The following is a 16423-nucleotide window of genomic DNA, read 5'->3' on the forward strand; positions in this document are numbered from 1 at the left end:
TTAACCTTGAATCTGCATTAAAGCAATATCACGTAATTGTTGGAGTTGAGTCGTTCCTGGACTAAATAAGCCATTATCAACTTGCTGTTTATAATGTGTTGTAAAAGCTCGCTCACGATTTTCTGGGGAAACAGCTAAGGTTGTAAGGCGTAAAAACCAAAACCCATTAATGGCTGAATAAGGTATAACGTAGCCTTTAAATTTCTGATTGGCTAATTTTTCCTGAATAAGGGCACGATCATAATTCACAGAAAACAATGATCCAGCGGGTAAACATACGCCATTCATTAAAACAGGTTTCAAGCTAATACAAGAGTGATTATCTCCCATATTTAATTTTTCTAATAAAATCGGTTGCTGCTGTTCATCGACAAAAATATTGATTTCACCTTGTCTGAGCATACGGCCATGTGCAATTTTAAGGAAGAAATTTTCTGCCATTGGGCATGATCCCACTTTAGGCTTTTCCTCTAAAGCTTTTAATTCCACCAGACCTGTTTGTTCAGATGTTCTAGGTAAAATAATATCGGCAATTAAACTACATAAAAGTTTACTTTCTTCTAATGTTGCCTGTGAAGAAATTTCACGGAGTTTTTGTTGCAGTTTAATTTGCTGCTGTACTTCTAACTTAAACTCTTCAGGCGTTGAGTCAGGAAGTGTATGTGCTGCATGATTTAGATCTAAATTATGCCAATCTGAAATTGCGAACTGAGATTGCTCTAGCAAAGTTTTTAATCCTTTTGTTTCAAATTGATTAAAAAGTTTTAAATCAGAAAAATCTTGTGGCAATCGAGTGATATTGATGTATTCAGCCAATACTCGAGTGGCCTGTGTGTAGCCACAGCCTCGGCGTTCGGTCTGATGTGAAAAATGCTCATTGAGCATTTCGGTCAGTTTAGAGGATAGCGGATGAATATGTTGTTTGAACAATTGAATAATTTCGTGATCGGTTTCGTTCATCCTAGCCTCATTTTTATGCAAAAAATCATTTTGAAGTACATCTCTTTTAAATGAAATGTCTGATTTATTCTCAAGTTTTATTAGAGATTTATAAGGTCATACAATAGCAAAAAAATATTTGAATAAAATCACTTATATTATTTTTATTCATTATATTGGCTGATTTTTATACCTTTGTTCAAAAGTGAATATGAATAACCAGCCTCGAAAGACTGGTCATTGTTTAGGGTTTAAATTGAGTTAGTGTTGAAGATTTGGCTCACTTGCAGACACTTCTACTGTTTCATTACTTTCTTTAAGTAATTCATCAGTCAATTGCTCAGGGACTTTGGCTTTTTTCTTATCTTTTTTGGCTTTTTTCTTTTTTTTCTTTGGTGCTTCTTCAATTTCTGCACCATCTTCGATTGCCTGCCAATATTCAAGCTGTTCCATGACCGCAGCGTAGATTGAGCCTTTGCTATAGCGACCTTTTTTATCGAGTGTGCCCACAGGTCGAGCCATTAAAATTTCAAGGGCTTGATCAATCGTTTCAATGGCATGAATATGGAATTGACCTTGTTCAACAGCTTCTCGAACATCAAGACGTAACATTAAGTGTTGCATGTTTTGACGTGGAATAATAACCCCTTGTTTGCCTGTAAGTCCTTGCAGTTTACAGGCATCGAAGAAGCCTTCAATTTTAGCATTGACGCCGCCAATAGGTTGTACTTGACCTAATTGGTTCATAGAGCCAGTAATCGCCCATGACTGATCAATCGGTAATTGGCTAATTGCAGAAATCAGTGCTGATAGCTCAGCAACAGTTGCACTGTCGCCATCGACCTGACCGTAGCTTTGTTCAAAGGCGAGGGCAGCGGAGAAATGTAGAATCTGTTCACGACCAAAATGTGCTTTTAAGAAGCTCGACATTAAAAGAACGCCTTTGGCATGTAATGAGCCACCCAGTTCAACACTGCGTTCAATATCCAGAATATCGCCACCACCTTGATATACAGAGGCAGTTAGGCGAGAAGGTAAGCCGAATTCAACATCTGCATAGTGGATGACGGATAAAGCATTGATTTGTCCTAAGCGATGACCACGTGTTTCAATTAGTTGTGTACCACGGGAGAGATCTTGCCAATACAGTTCACGTAAATAGCCTAAGCGATACTGACGATGTTGTAAGGCGGTATTAATATGTTTGTCAGCTACAATTTTATCGCCTGCTTGTACAGCATGGTGGTGAGCTTCACGAATTAAGTCACCCAAAGTCAAGGCGTGGAGTGAGAGGGAGCTTTGGTCTTCGGCTTGGCGGCTCGAATCTGTGAGCAAAGCAGCCAAGGCTGAGCGATCAAAAGGTAATAATTTATCAGCTTGTACATAATCTGCAATCAACTGCATATAAGCTTGTTCATTGGCGTCATTACGTTGCAGTGTGTCGGTGAAATCGGCACGAATTTTAAATACACTACCGAGTTCAGGTTCGAGCTCCAAAATTTCATAATAGACTTCTGGCTCTGCCAATAATACGACTTTGATATTGAGCGGTATTGCTTCAGGTTCAATAGAAATACTACCCGTAAGCGTTAACATGTGTTCAAGCGAAGACAGCTTTAATTTTCCAGATTTAAGTGCACGCTTCAAACCTTGCCATGCATAAGGTTGTTCGAGTAATTGTTCTGCTTCAAGCATGAGGAAACCCCCATTGGCTTTATGCAATGAACCTGGACGAATCAGCGTGAAATCAGTGGTAATCGTGCCATGTTGTGTGAGTTGTTCGACATGTCCCAATAAATTGTAGTGGGTTGGGAAGTCTTCAAAAATGACAGGCGCACCACTATTCGGCTTATAGGTTACAATAATATTGGCTTGATAACGCGCTGGTATTCGGCTAAACAGCCCAGGTGTGAAATCATCTTCTTCTTGCTCAAGTACAATTTCGACATTGTTAATAATGTCTTCGGCATAAAGTTTTAAGTATTCGGCTAAACCTTCAACTTTAGAAAACTTATTGAGTAATAGATCAATACGCGGCATGACCACTTGATTGGCAATTTCACGATTCAGTTCTTGAACTTTGTCACGTGCATCATCTTCCAGATCACCTAAGTGCAGACCTAAACGCTCAAGCTTTTTATCCATATAGCGCATATTTGAGACAATTTCTGCACGCTGTTTGCTATTTAATGCATCCAGATCCTTTTGCGACATCTCTTGTAGTTGATCATCTTTAAATTGCACAGGAATAAAACAGTGCTCATCATGGCGCGTGACTAATTTCAAACTGAGTTCTTCGCCTTCTTTGGTTAATTCAACCAAGGCTTGTTGTTGTTCATCACCTGTTTGTTGGCGAATCAGTTCAATACGATTGTGATAGGTTTCAGTCGTAAAGCGACGTTCAAGTTGCTTTAAGATGGTTTGCCATGTTTGGTGCAGTAAAGCTTGAAATTTGGGTGCTTGTCCCGCAGGAAGTTGAAGTGCAATCGGTTGGCGAGATGACTTGAAATTATTGACATAAACCCAGTCATTTGGAGTAGACATGGTTTTGGCGTGTTGTTGTAACAGGCGTTTAACCATGGTGCGTTTACCTAAGCCGGCAGTACCTACAGCAAAAATATTATAGCCAGAATACGGTAAAGCAATGCCTGCTTCTACAGAAGCACGTGCACGGTCTTGTCCAAGAAAATTATTGAGCGGTTTAATACGTTTAGTTGAAGTCGGAATGTTGGTTAAATTTGGGATATGGGTAAGTTGTTCTGATTTTAAACGTGTTTGATTGAACGTATTTTGAATTTCGGTTTGCTCGAAGGCAGTAATCAGGTGGTTTTGCGGATCTCGTGCTTTATTATTTGAAAGGTTAGTGGATAAAGAAGAATTCATCTGTTCAAGTTTTTGGGTCACTGTGAAATCCAAAACAAAATATTGCGGTAGAGGTTTAAGGTATACAGGTTTAGTGGAAAAATTCAAGCAATGCCGCTGTTTTTCTCGTCAAAATACCGTAATCATTTCATAAATACTGTTGAAACCAGAGCACTTAAACGGTTGAATAGCACACATGATTTTTTGTAGAAAATAATAACCGAATGACAACTCAAGCAAATGGATGGAAAGCGGCATTTCAGGCATTTCTCGATCGGCGAGCAGCAATTATGTTGTTCCTTGGTTTTTCAGCCGGTATTCCGATCTTACTAATCTTTTCTAGTTTATCACTATGGCTTGGTGAAGCAGGTATTGAAAAAAGTGCTGTGACTTTTTTTAGTTGGGCAGCTTTGGGTTATTCCTTTAAGTTTGTTTGGGCTCCTTTGATCGATGAACTCCCCGTTCCATTTTTAACCAAACGGCTGGGGCGTCGCCGTGCATGGTTGCTGATTGCGCAATGCCTCATTATTTGTGCCATTTGTATTATGGCATTTTCAGATCCTGCTTTAGGACAAAGCTATTTGTACCAAATGGCAGTTGGCGCAGTTTTGTTAGGTTTCTCTGCTGCAACGCAAGATATTGTCATTGATGCCTACCGTATTGAACTGGCAGAAACTGAAATGCAGACGGTTTTAGCATCGACCTATAATGCAGGTTATCGCATCGGGATGATTGTAGCGGGTGCAGGAGCGTTGTTTCTGGCGGCGTCATTAGGTACTGCGAAAGGCAATTATATTTATACTGCGTGGAAAACAACTTATCTTGCCATGGCAGCCGTGATGTTGGTGGGTATTCTAACGACCTTGATTATTCGAGAACCCCTAGTCAATCGTGTTTATAAAGAATATCAACGTTCAGACTATTATCGTTTGGTCATGGTGTTCTTTGTTGCTGTTATTAGTTTTGTCTTGTCCTATATTTATTCTGGCACTTTAATCGAAGCCTTGGTTGCATCTTTGGCGATCAAAGATTCATTTCTACTGTTTTGTTTTGAGGCATTACGTTTTCTGGCTTCAGGGGCTATAGCACTGATTGTCGGTGCAGTGTTAGTCAAAATGGGTGCAGTGAATAAGCAAATGGCATTTGAAACGTGGGTCAATCCGATTGCAGATTTCTTTAGACGTTATGGGGTAAAACTCGCTCTAGTGCTTTTGTTATTGATTGGTTTTTATCGTATTTCCGATATTATTGCTGGTGTGATTTCCAATGTTTTTTATCAAGATTTGAATTTCACCAAAGAGCAAATTGCTGAAGCCGTGAAAATTTACGGTGTCATTTTTAGCCTTTTAGGCGGTTTCTTAGGCGGCTTATTGGCACAGCGGATGAATATCATGAAACTGATGTTTGTTGGTGCCATTCTTGCAAGTTCAACCAATCTTATTTTTATTGGCTTGGTAAAATCAGGTCAACCTTTGCAGCAAGTCGACGTTTCTATTGGTGCACAGCATTATCAAGTTCAGGCAGATGAAGTGGGTTATTGGAAGCTGAATGTTCCAGCTCAAGTACTGAGTCAGTCCAATCAAATTCATGCTTCAGTTGCATTTGCTGATAAGTCTGATGAAAAATCATCTGTAGAGATGCCTTATTTAATGGGTTCAGCGACTCAAGCCATTATCTTATTTCCGTTAACTGCGGATAATGCTTTAAGCCCGAAAGAGGTTCAGCAATCTGTTGTGGTGAAAGGCCAGATTCAAGGTGTTGATGTTGCACAACTAAAACCAGAGCAACCCATCAGCTTATGGTTAGGTGGTCAAGAATATCCTGCAAAACTAGATGCACAAGGCATTTTTAGTGGTGCGATTGATGGCAAGTTATTAGAAAATGCTAAAAATAAGCAAGTGACAGCTCAATTAAATACGCTAAATGCTTCAGAAGTCGTCAAGATTAGTCATACTTACCAACTATCTAAGCAACAATCTGCTTTAGAGTTGACGATAGACCCGATACTCACTTCAGTAGATGCGAAGCAAAATGTGCAAATTACAGGTAAGGTGATTAAATCGTATAGTACGTTATGGCTTTATTTTGCGATTATTGTCGATAATTTGGCTTCTGGATTGGCGGGGGCTGCATTTATCGCTTTTCTTTCTAGTCTGACGAGTGTTTCTTTTACCGCCGTTCAATACGCTATTTTTAGTTCACTGATGACCCTTACACCTAAAATTTTAGGAGGGTATTCGGGTACTATAGTGACTAATATTGGATATCCGAAATTTTTCTTGATGACCACTTTAATTGGAATTCCAATTTTAATTCTGGTGGTTTGGGTCGCGAAGTTACTCCGTGATCATCAAAACAAACAACTTCAACTGAAGGATGAATAATATGCGAATGCTCCATACGATGCTACGTGTAGGCAATTTAGAACAGTCATTAAAGTTCTATACCGAAGTGCTGGGTATGACTTTGCTCCGTAAACGTGATTATGAAGAAGGTCGTTTCACACTGGCATTTGTCGGTTATGGCGATGAAGCCAATAACACAGTGCTTGAATTGACACATAATTGGGATACTGATCACTACGATTTAGGTAATGCTTATGGTCACATTGCAATTGGGGTTGATGATGCCTATAAAGCATGTGAAGAGATTAAAGCACGTGGCGGTAAAGTTGTACGTGAAGCAGGACCAATGAAAGGCGGTGTAACCGTGATCGCTTTTGTTGAAGATCCAGATGGTTATAAAATTGAGTTGATTCAGCAAGATTCAAATGCACGTAATAACTAAGTATCGTGTTATTGATTAACTAAATATCGAATATAGCAGTTGAAAAGCTAGCAATATTTAAATAGCCCAGTAAGATGAAGTTGACCTACGGGTAAAATTTGTCTACTGGGTTTTATTTCATCTTTACTTTTTTAAAATATATATAACAGGACGTTAAGCAATGAACATGCTCAAGCTTCTTGCCTTGGATCGATTCACTTTACTCTTAGTTGCCATGGTTGTACTGGCATCTTTTCTTCCTGTCTCTGGTTCGGCTGCCCATTTCTTTAATGTCATTACTACGATTGCAATTGCAATATTATTCTTCTTACATGGTGCGAAACTTTCCCGTGAAGCAATCGTTCAAGGGATTATGCACTGGAAGTTTCATGTATTGGTATTTGCTTTCACTTTTGCAGTATTTCCAATTTTAGGCTTACTTGCAAAACCTGTCCTGTTACCAATGTTAGGGCAAGAGCTTTATTGGGGTTTCTTGTTCATGTGTTTCCTACCATCTACCGTACAATCATCAATTGCATTCACTTCAGTTGCCAAAGGCAATGTCGCCAGCGCGGTATGTAGTGCTTCATTTTCTAATATCATTGGAATGTTTATTACCCCCATATTGGTGAGTGTGTTTATTCTGGGCAAATCGGAACATGAATTTGATCCAACATCCTCCATCATTCAAATTACCTTATTGCTGTTACTGCCTTTTGTTTTGGGACAATTGTTTCGCCCACTCGTTTACCCACATATGATAAAAGTACCGCGCTTGGTTAAAAGCTTTGACCAAGGTTCGATCTTGATGGTGGTTTATGGCGCCTTTAGTAGTGCAGTCGTTGCGGGATTATGGAATGAAGTGAGTTGGCAAACCTTGTTGCTTTTGGTGTTGGCATGTTCGGTCTTTTTAACCGTAATCATGTTGTTGGCCTATTATCTTCCAAAGGTATTCGGTTTTAACCGTAAAGACCAAATTGCAATTTTTTTCTGTAGTTCCAAAAAGACGCTCGCTAGTGGTGTTCCAATGGCGCAAATTTTATTTATTGGTCAGCCTTTAGGGATGATTGTTTTACCAATTATGATTTTTCACCAAATCCAGTTGATGGTGTGTGGCATCATTGCAAATCGTTGGTCGAAACAAAATCCAGACGAATGAAGAGAATAGTTCGCTATCTGGATTTATTTGGCGTATAATAATGTCCACTTGTTGTGCTTAGCTCTGACGGTATCCGTCTCGGTGGGCCAAGAGAATGGTCTGTTGTGGTGTTGACCTGCTTTAAAGCTTTCCTTGCAATATGCAAGAGTGGTCAATTGCGATGACAGCATAAGCCTTTCTTACACTTAGGAGTAATCGACCATGCGCGCCGATATTCACCCAAAATATGAAAAATTAGTAGCTACTTGTTCTTGCGGTAACGTAATTGAAACTCGTTCAGCTGTTGGTAAAGAAGCTCTTTACTTAGACGTATGTTCTGCATGCCACCCATTCTACACTGGTAAGCAAAAGAACGTTGACACTGGTGGTCGTATCGACAAATTCAAGCAACGTTTTGCTGGTATGTCTCGTTCTATCAAACGCGACTAATACCCCAGTTGAAAAAAAACGAGCCATTGGCTCGTTTTTTTATGTCTATAGAAATATTAAAAAATAAGATAAAAGTACAAGACCTACTGGTCTTGTACATCAATTAAATGATCCAGTTTTTTCTGGAAATAGTCACCTTGCAGATAGCGTGCTTCCACATTCCATGCATTGGCGAACATCGTCATATTATTCAGTTCACGTAATAACATTTGTGTTGCTTTAATTTCATGGAAATGATTAATACGCTCTTGTAATTCTTCAGTAGATTTGTCTGAGTCAAGCATCTGTGCTAACTGATGATGCAACGTCACATGATTAATACTCATCTGATTCAAAATAGATTCGCTATAAATCGAGTTACCAAATTCACGTAATGATATTTCTGCACCGCTCTGAATTAATTGAGCTGTATATTTTTGTGCATCATTTAGATTCTTGGCAATATCTTCTTCAGAGAATTGTAAAATGAGCGGGTGACTTTGTTTGCTACCCACAATCGTAATTAATTTAGCAATAAATGCAGGGAATGTACGGTCAGAGAAGAGAACTTCTTTGTTTAAATTGACAATAATTTTAGCATCAGGATATTGGGTAATAAAGTTATGTAACTGTTTACATGCCTCAACTAAAATCCAACGATCCAGTTTGATCGAGAATTCTGGGTCATCTGCAAGTTCACGAATTGATGTAATATCTTGCCAAGCATTATTGTAAATGAAGCCGCTGGTAACTTCGTAGGTGTATAGGTTACTATCTTGTTTATCATACAGTTGTTGATATTTAAGATGAATTTCACCCCGCTCTAAACTCTTTTGCAGTGCTTTTAATAAGCTAGAGTGTTCTTGCAAATTCAGATGAGAATCAATTAATTCAATATGAGGATGGGCTATTGGGTTAAGTTCAATATTATTTTGTTCTTGCCCAGATGGTAGAGCTGTGTTGTACGCTCGTTCTATTAGCTGTTGGAACTGTTGCTCATCCTTTATATTGTGTTGAATTAACGTATAACCCATTCTTAAATTTAATGGGAAGGTTTGTTGATTTACACCTAATAGTTGTGGTTTAGATAAAGCACTTAATCCAATTAGTTTGGACTCCAACACACTTTCACTAGAACCTTGGAATAGGCCTGCATATAACGCATGATTGACCTTAAACAATGGAACATTGGTTTGTTCTTTTAAGAAGCTATGAATATTCGAAAAATAGGCATTTGAGGTTGCCCAATCTTGTTGGAATATAGATTCAGGACAAGATGCAAGTGAGAAAAGTACAAGCGCATTAAAATCAGCAGGCTGCTTGGCAATGGTTCTGTTAATCAGTTGATAGGTATTGGGTTGTGCGGCAGGGGCTTCAACTTGAGCAACCGTAGGCTGAACTGATGCAATGTTTTCAGTTTGATTTAACTCAATCGTGATTTGAAGGGCATCATCTTCAGTGGCTGCTAAGAACTCAATTTTTAAAGGATTTGTTTGAACATGACTATTGAGTGTCGTCAGCTCAAAACGACCTTGATCTAATTGCCCTTGCGATATTTTTTTAAAGCGTAGTTTAAAATCATTCAGATCTTGCGGTTGTAATACATCCAGTAAAGGCAGACCAATAATTTCATCTTCACTTTTTAAACCAAAGAGATGAAGATATTCCTCATTGGCTCCGATATGAATTCCTTCTTGAATAATCGCAACAGCTTTATTGCTTTCGCTTACCCATGCCTGTGCTTGTGTCTGTACATTTTCAAGCTCTTGCATGAGATGTTGTTGGCCTTGATTTAGGCGACTAAAAGAGAGCGCACGTAATAAAGACAAGTAAAATCGATCTGGAAAATCTAAATTGGCGACATCATAGACGCCTTTTCGAATATAGGTTACGTATTGGTTCGGCTCATAATCATCAGGTTTGAGTAAAATAAGCGGTAATTCAGGTTGCTTAGACAGACGAATAAGACTTAAGGCCTGTTCATATTTTAAATCGTAGGCACGACCGAAAATAACAATATCCCAATTTAAATGGAGTTGCTTTTCGAAAGTTTGTAAGTCATCTAATAAAAAAGCGTGTACTTGATGTTCACTTGTCGTTAATAAATCACAGATTTTGTTAAAACGAATTTGGTTGTCATCGATTATGAGTAAACGAGTTTCCGTACGTTTTAACTTTTTGGACAATAGTGGATTTCTCACTTCAATGCTTCCCATAAATCATGATTCTTAATTTCGTTGGTTTGTTTCCGAATAAAATTTTCAACCAAATGTTCTTGTTGATCATTTAGTAATTCAAAATCGAACCGCATAAAGCTTTGTGTAATTAAATGTGCTTTTAGTAAATAAACTTTCAGTTCATCTTGTTCTAGGCGTAAATGAATCGTTTGTTTTTCTCTGAATAAGTGTGAACCGGGTAAAATGAGGGTGGTTGACACTTCATTCAACTCGGCAGTTTGAACTAATAAGGCTGGATAGTAGTTGCCTGTATTACGATCAGTCTTTACGTAAACTGCACATGGGAAAATATCTTGTGCAAGCATTTCAAGTCCCAGTTCAAGACTTTTCTCAGTCGATTGTTTAATCCAACGGACAACGCCACCACGCCATTCACTTTGAGCATTTTCTTGTACCAGAATAAATTCACCTGTTTTTAAGTTTTTTGGGGTATTCCCAGACCACTTAATGCGGTAACCATTGACACTAATATCAAGAACTTCAGCTGGATAAATTTGTTTTGCTTCACGATCTAAAGTTTTAATATTGCTCGTACTTAATAGATTATGATCATTCATAGAGCTAAAAATATTACTTTCAGATTGCAGACCGTAATGTGCATCTAAATTTAGTGTTTCATTAAAGTTTTTGCCCTTCGATAAATAGAAATGGGCAACATTTAAGCCGAAGCAGATATGCAATTGAGCAGAATATTCATAACGCTCATGGCGGCGTTCAGCATTACTTGTGAGTAAACTATGAATATGGAAGTGTAAAGCAGGGGTGAGGAAAATTTTCTCATTTCGAGATAGATATTCACCATGCTTCCCTTGAGCTTCAGTAAGGTGATCTAATAGATTCTGAGTAGAAATATAAATTGATGGATTAAAACTACTATTTTGATGCGCGTTAAATACAGGTGGATGGTCTAAAGAAGTATCTACAATATAGCGTGATAAAGTCGTTTCTTTAGGTAAAACCTGAATTAACTTTGCCCAATCATAACTACATAAGAACAGCCCTTGAATTTCGGATGGTCGAATCTGATGCGGATTTAGGATGTCTAAAAGAATAATTTGCGCATAGATTTGACCAATCGTTTGTAGTTGGTGTTGCGTACCTTGCAATTGGTTAATGTTGGTTTGATTAAAATTATGTTGAATCGCACTTTCCATTAACTGATGAGTTACTAACCATTGACCAGACAGTGGATTGGTATACAGAATTTGTTGTTGATACAAGAGTTGAGCAAGCTGTTGTAAGCCATAATAACTTGCGAGAATACGTGCAGTTTGCAAGTTTTTCTTTTGACTAAAAGCAAAAAGGGAGAATTTTTGCTGATTCAGTTGTTGGTCACAGCGTTTCGCAATATCAATATATGTTTTTGCAAAACAACTGCGTAATAACATGGCCAATTCAATAATATGGTCATTTCGATCCGTTGTAATTAGACCTTGATTAAAAAAATGTTTTTCTAAGCTGGTTAATACATTTTCAATGGTCGGATGAATAGCATGAATTAAATCAAAACGCAGAGTTTCACTACATTGAAGTTCAGAAATTTCAAGTAGGGCATTAAATAGTGCACGAGAAGAGTCACCTAATTGTAAAATAGATAAATTGGACACCCAATCCTGAATGTCCGTCACCGTGCTTTGGCAAAAACTCAATTTATCCAACTTTAATTCAGTTGGCGTTTGAAACATTTCTGCGGTGCTCATATTCATAATTGTTATTTAACTCAGAAAGTTGAAACTCCAAAAAGCGGTGTTTTGTTTTTTTCGCCCGCAATTTCCCTGACAAGTTTAGGTACCAAATAACCTGGTAAGCTTGCTAAAACCTCTTTATAAATTTCATCGATTTCATTTGAAGCCAAATCAAAATGCTGCGCACCTTTGACTTTGTCAAGAACATGCAGATAGTAAGGCATCACGCCAGCTTCAAATAGTCGATAACTTAGATCGACTAAAACTTGTGCAGAATTATTAACCCCATTTAATAACACTGACTGATTTAAAACGGTGATTTGATTCTGAACCAATGTCTCAAGTTTGGCGCAGGTAAAATCATCTAATTCTGCTGCATGGTTTGAGTGTACCACCAGAATTATGCGTAGCCTACTGTTTTTTAATAAAGAAACGAGCTCTTCATCGACACGGTTGGGGATTACAATAGGAACTCGTGAATGAATTCTCAAAAATTTAATTTGTGGGACAGATTCTAGACGTTCCAGCCATAATTTTAATTTACGATTCGAGAGAGTAAGCGGGTCACCACCACTTAAAATTACTTCGTTTACATCAGGCTGACTTTCGATATAAGCACGAATATTGATCCAATCATCATTTTTAGGCAAGTTTTCCTGATAAGGAAAATGTCGGCGAAAACAATAACGGCAATGTACTGCACATGCGCCTGTTAAAGTGAGCAAAAAACGCGATTTATATTTATGTAATACGCCAGGTTGCTGATTGGCTTGTTCCTCACCTAAAGGATCAGTCACAAATTCAGGATGCTCATTTAATTCTAAATGGTGAGGAAGGACTTGCAATAAAAGTGGGTCTAAGGCATCACCGATGTTCATTTTTCCGACGAACGCACGTGGAACACGCAATTTGAACTGTTCAGAAGCCAAGATTGCCCCTGATAATAATTGGTCTGGTGATAACTGGAGCGTCTCAAGCAACTCTAAAGGGTCTGTAATTAAGTTACTCAGTTGAGTTTGCCAGTTTTGCTCTTGATACAAATAGTTTATCATGCCACGTGTTAAAAATAGTGCTAGTCTAGCATTAATAGACTATTCTAGCATTAACAGATTTTAAGTTAGCAAGTTTGGAGTGTGCCAGTCATGGCCAATTATTCTACAAATGATTTCAAGCAAGGCCTTAAGGTTATGCTTGATGGTAACCCATGTTCAATCATGGAAAACGAATACGTAAAACCTGGTAAGGGTCAAGCATTTAACCGTGTTAAATTACGTAACCTTAAAACAGGTAAAGTTTTAGAAAAAACATTTAAGTCTGGTGATTCTCTTGAAGGTGCAGACATTGTAGAAGTAGAAATGAACTACTTGTACAACGATGGTGAACTATGGAACTTTATGGATCCTGTAACTTTTGAGCAAATCGCGGCTGATAAAACAGCAATGGGCGACGCTGCAAAATGGTTAAAAGACGATTCAAATGAACTTTGCACGATTATGTTATTCAATGGCGTGCCATTAAATGTAAGTGCACCGAATTTCGTGGTGTTAAAAATCGTTGAAACTGATCCAGGTGTTCGTGGTGATACTTCTGGCGGTGGTGGTAAACCAGCGAAATTGGAAACAGGTGCTGTAGTACGTGTTCCATTATTCGTGCAGCAAGAAGAAAGCGTTCGTGTGGACACTCGTACGGGTGACTATTTAGAACGTGCATAATAGTTTAAAAATAGACTATTATCGAAGGGATGATGAAAAATCATCCCTTTTTTTATGCCAAAGTCGTAGAGGCAGACTAAAGTAGAAGGAGTAAAGTCGACAAGGAATTCGGCAGATATAACGCGAACAAGAAAATCAAACTGCTTAATGAATCTTAAATGAGGTCATGAATGGATACGATTCAACGAAAATCTACACTCCCTTCCAAATTGATCTGGAGTTTAGTCGCGATTATAGGCGCGGTATCTTTTGGAATATTAGCGGTTAGTCGAGGCGAGCATGTTAACGCAGTTTGGCTAGTTTTAGCTGCTATCTGTGTATACAGCATTGCTTATCGTTTTTATAGTTTATTTATTGCAACCAAAGTTTTTGAACTGAATCCAAGACGCTTAACCCCAGCTCATCGTTTAAATGATGGTCTGGACTATGTACCGACCAATAAATATGTACTTTTTGGTCATCATTTCGCGGCGATTGCGGGTGCAGGTCCTTTAGTCGGGCCGATTCTAGCAGCGCAAATGGGATATTTGCCTGGTACAATTTGGCTGTTGGTGGGTGTTGTTCTTGCTGGGGCTGTTCAAGACTTCTTAGTCTTGTTTATTTCAACCCGTCGTGATGGACGATCACTGGGTGAAATGGCAAAGCAGGAGTTGGGTTCATTTGCTGGTATTGTGGTCATGCTTGGCGCGCTGGGCGTAATGATCATTATTTTGGCTGTATTGGCTTTGGTGGTGGTCAAAGCACTTGCACATAGTCCTTGGGGTGTATTCACTATTGCTGCAACAATACCGATTGCGTTGTTCATGGGCATTTACATGCGTTACTTACGTCCAGGTAAGATCGCAGAGGTTTCCATCATTGGTTTTGTATTGATGATGGCGGCAATTGTCTATGGCGGTAATGTTGCTGCAGATCCATACTGGGGGCCATTTTTTACTTTAACAGGCGTACAGTTAACGTGGTGTTTGATTATTTATGGTTTTGTCGCATCTGTTTTACCTGTGTGGTTATTGTTAGCACCGCGTGATTATTTATCTACATTCTTAAAAATCGGGGTCATTGCAGGACTTGCAGTCGGAATTATGGTTGCAATGCCGATGTTGAAAATGCCTTCTGTGACGCATTTTGTTGATGGAACTGGTCCTGTATTTGCAGGTTCTATGTTCCCATTTCTTTTCATTACCATTGCTTGTGGTGCAATCTCAGGTTTCCATGCTTTAGTATCTTCAGGAACAACGCCTAAATTGATCGATAACGAAGTCAATATTCGTGTGATTGGTTATGGTGGAATGTTAATGGAATCATTTGTTGCGATTATGGCAATGATTTGTGCGACTGTGCTTGAGCCAGGGGTGTATTTTGCAATTAATGCACCTGCTGCTGTTCTTGGGACGACTGTAGAATCCGCAGCAGAGGCAGTACGAAATTTAGGTTTTGTTGTAACCCCTGAAACGTTAAGTTTGCTTGCAAAAGAGGTGGGTGAAACGACCATTCTTTCACGTACAGGTGGTGCGCCAACGTTTGCAATTGGTATGGCACACATCATTACGGAAATTTTTAATAACCGTTCGATGATGGCATTCTGGTATCACTTTGCGATTCTATTCGAAGCATTGTTTATTTTAACTGCGGTCGATGCTGGTACACGTGCATGTCGTTTTATGGTGCAAGATACTGTAGGTATTGTGGTTCCTTCACTTAAAAACACACACAATTTTTTTGGAAACATGGTTGGGACAGCAGTTGCTGTCGCAGGATGGGGTTTCTTCGTTTATCAAGGCGTTGTTGATCCGCTCGGTGGTATTAACAGTTTATGGCCGTTATTTGGTATTGGTAACCAAATGTTGGCGGCTATGGCGTTGATCTTGGGTACAGTCATTCTGTTTAAAATGAAGAAAGAGAAATATGTTTGGGTCACCATTATCCCGACAGTTTTCTTAATCATTACTTGTATGACGGCAGGTTGGCAAAAAATCTTCCATGAAAATCCAAAAATTGGTTTCTTGGCGCAAGCAGATAGATTCTCAGCTGCTATTGCGAAGGGTGAAATTTTAAAACCAGCGAAAACATTTGAAGAAATGCAAACGATTGTGTTGTCGAATCAAATTAATGCTGCACTTTGTGCATTCTTTATGATTGTAGCGGTAGTGATGATCTTTGCTGCGATTGGTGTAATTCGTCGTGCATTGGCAAGCCCAGTGCCAACAGTCAATGAAGCACCAGCTGTGTATGCAGATCCTGAAGAAGTCACAATTTCTAAGTCACATTAATATTTTGCGATATGACTTTACAAGTACATAAGGTGAGGTGAGTAAGATGAATCTTAGATTTGCCAAAGGTGGTAAAACGGTGATTTATAAAATCATCAAGATGACCATCATGTCGCAAAAAGGCTTAATTTTTTCGCCAAAAAATTGGTCAAGAATTGCAACATTGTGGCAGGGTTTACAGCAAAGCTTTCGGTTGATGGTTGGTGTTCCAGATTATGAAAATTATGTGGAGCATATGAAAAAGCACCATCCTGATTTAACGCCAATGGATGCAAAAACCTTTTATCGTCATTGTATAGATTCACGTTATCCGACGGCTGGTGGTAATTTAAAGAAATGTCCGTGTTGATGGACATTTAGAAAGTCACTGATTCCTTTGGAAAAA

At 38.7% G+C, this 16423-nt stretch carries 12 protein-coding genes; 7 read left to right on the forward strand and 5 right to left on the reverse strand.

What is annotated here, in order from left to right:
- Together MP622_RS03205 and MP622_RS03210 are read right to left on the reverse strand one after the other, a co-directional pair.
- Entirely contained in the window at positions 1-960 is a 960-nt protein-coding gene (locus tag MP622_RS03205; protein WP_243792460.1) for a hypothetical protein, read from the reverse strand.
- A 240-nt stretch (positions 961-1200) separates the two neighbouring features.
- Positions 1201-3843, reverse strand: coding sequence for an ATP-binding protein (locus tag MP622_RS03210; RefSeq protein WP_243792461.1), 2643 nt, complete (start codon positions 3841-3843; stop codon positions 1201-1203).
- 182 nt (positions 3844-4025) lie between these two features.
- Between MP622_RS03210 and MP622_RS03215 the strand changes: the two genes are divergently transcribed.
- The 4 genes from MP622_RS03215 to rpmE all read left to right on the forward strand — a co-directional run bounded on the left by MP622_RS03215 (position 4026) and on the right by rpmE (position 8155).
- Entirely contained in the window at positions 4026-6185 is a 2160-nt protein-coding gene (locus MP622_RS03215) for an MFS transporter (RefSeq protein ID WP_243792463.1), read from the forward strand.
- 1 nt (position 6186) lies between these two features.
- A complete protein-coding gene (gene gloA, locus MP622_RS03220; RefSeq protein ID WP_016166698.1) occupies positions 6187-6588 on the forward strand; it encodes a lactoylglutathione lyase in 402 nt (133 codons plus the stop codon).
- Between the two features lie 160 nt (positions 6589-6748).
- Complete coding sequence (locus tag MP622_RS03225) at positions 6749-7726, forward strand: bile acid:sodium symporter family protein (protein ID WP_151503823.1); 978 nt, start codon at positions 6749-6751, stop codon at positions 7724-7726.
- A gap of 201 nt (positions 7727-7927) precedes the next feature.
- On the forward strand, positions 7928-8155 hold the full coding sequence (gene rpmE, locus MP622_RS03230) for a 50S ribosomal protein L31 (RefSeq protein WP_016166696.1): 228 nt from the start codon (positions 7928-7930) through the stop codon (positions 8153-8155).
- 83 nt (positions 8156-8238) lie between these two features.
- Here the strand turns inward: rpmE and MP622_RS03235 are convergent, their stop codons facing one another.
- From MP622_RS03235 to epmB, 3 genes are read right to left on the reverse strand one after another with little or no spacing between them, the layout of a single operon-like run.
- Positions 8239-10350: an EAL domain-containing protein gene (locus tag MP622_RS03235; RefSeq protein ID WP_243792465.1), complete on the reverse strand. Its 2112-nt coding sequence runs from the start codon at positions 10348-10350 to the stop codon at positions 8239-8241.
- Positions 10332-12077, reverse strand: a complete 1746-nt coding sequence (locus tag MP622_RS03240; RefSeq protein WP_026441062.1) for a hypothetical protein — start codon at positions 12075-12077, stop codon at positions 10332-10334. Before MP622_RS03240 ends, MP622_RS03235 begins: the two co-directional genes overlap by 19 nt.
- A gap of 14 nt (positions 12078-12091) precedes the next feature.
- Positions 12092-13108, reverse strand: a complete 1017-nt coding sequence (gene epmB / locus MP622_RS03245) for an EF-P beta-lysylation protein EpmB (RefSeq protein ID WP_151503825.1) — start codon at positions 13106-13108, stop codon at positions 12092-12094.
- Between the two features lie 90 nt (positions 13109-13198).
- Here epmB and efp point away from each other — a divergent pair, with 90 nt between their 5' ends.
- The 3 genes from efp (at position 13199) to MP622_RS03260 (ending at position 16387) form a co-directional block, all read left to right on the forward strand.
- Entirely contained in the window at positions 13199-13768 is a 570-nt protein-coding gene (gene efp / locus MP622_RS03250) for an elongation factor P (RefSeq protein WP_016166692.1), read from the forward strand.
- Between the two features lie 170 nt (positions 13769-13938).
- Positions 13939-16038 carry a carbon starvation CstA family protein gene (locus MP622_RS03255; protein WP_044740298.1) on the forward strand — a complete coding sequence of 700 codons (2100 nt, stop codon included), beginning with the start codon at positions 13939-13941 and terminating at the stop codon, positions 16036-16038.
- 46 nt (positions 16039-16084) lie between these two features.
- The gene (locus MP622_RS03260) at positions 16085-16387 is read left to right on the forward strand and encodes a YbdD/YjiX family protein (RefSeq protein ID WP_116759280.1); all 303 of its coding nucleotides are present in this window, start codon (positions 16085-16087) and stop codon (positions 16385-16387) included.
- The last annotated feature ends 36 nt before the right edge of the window (positions 16388-16423 follow it).

The organism is Acinetobacter sp. PK01, from assembly GCF_022819285.1.
Lineage (GTDB): Bacteria > Pseudomonadota > Gammaproteobacteria > Pseudomonadales > Moraxellaceae > Acinetobacter > Acinetobacter tandoii.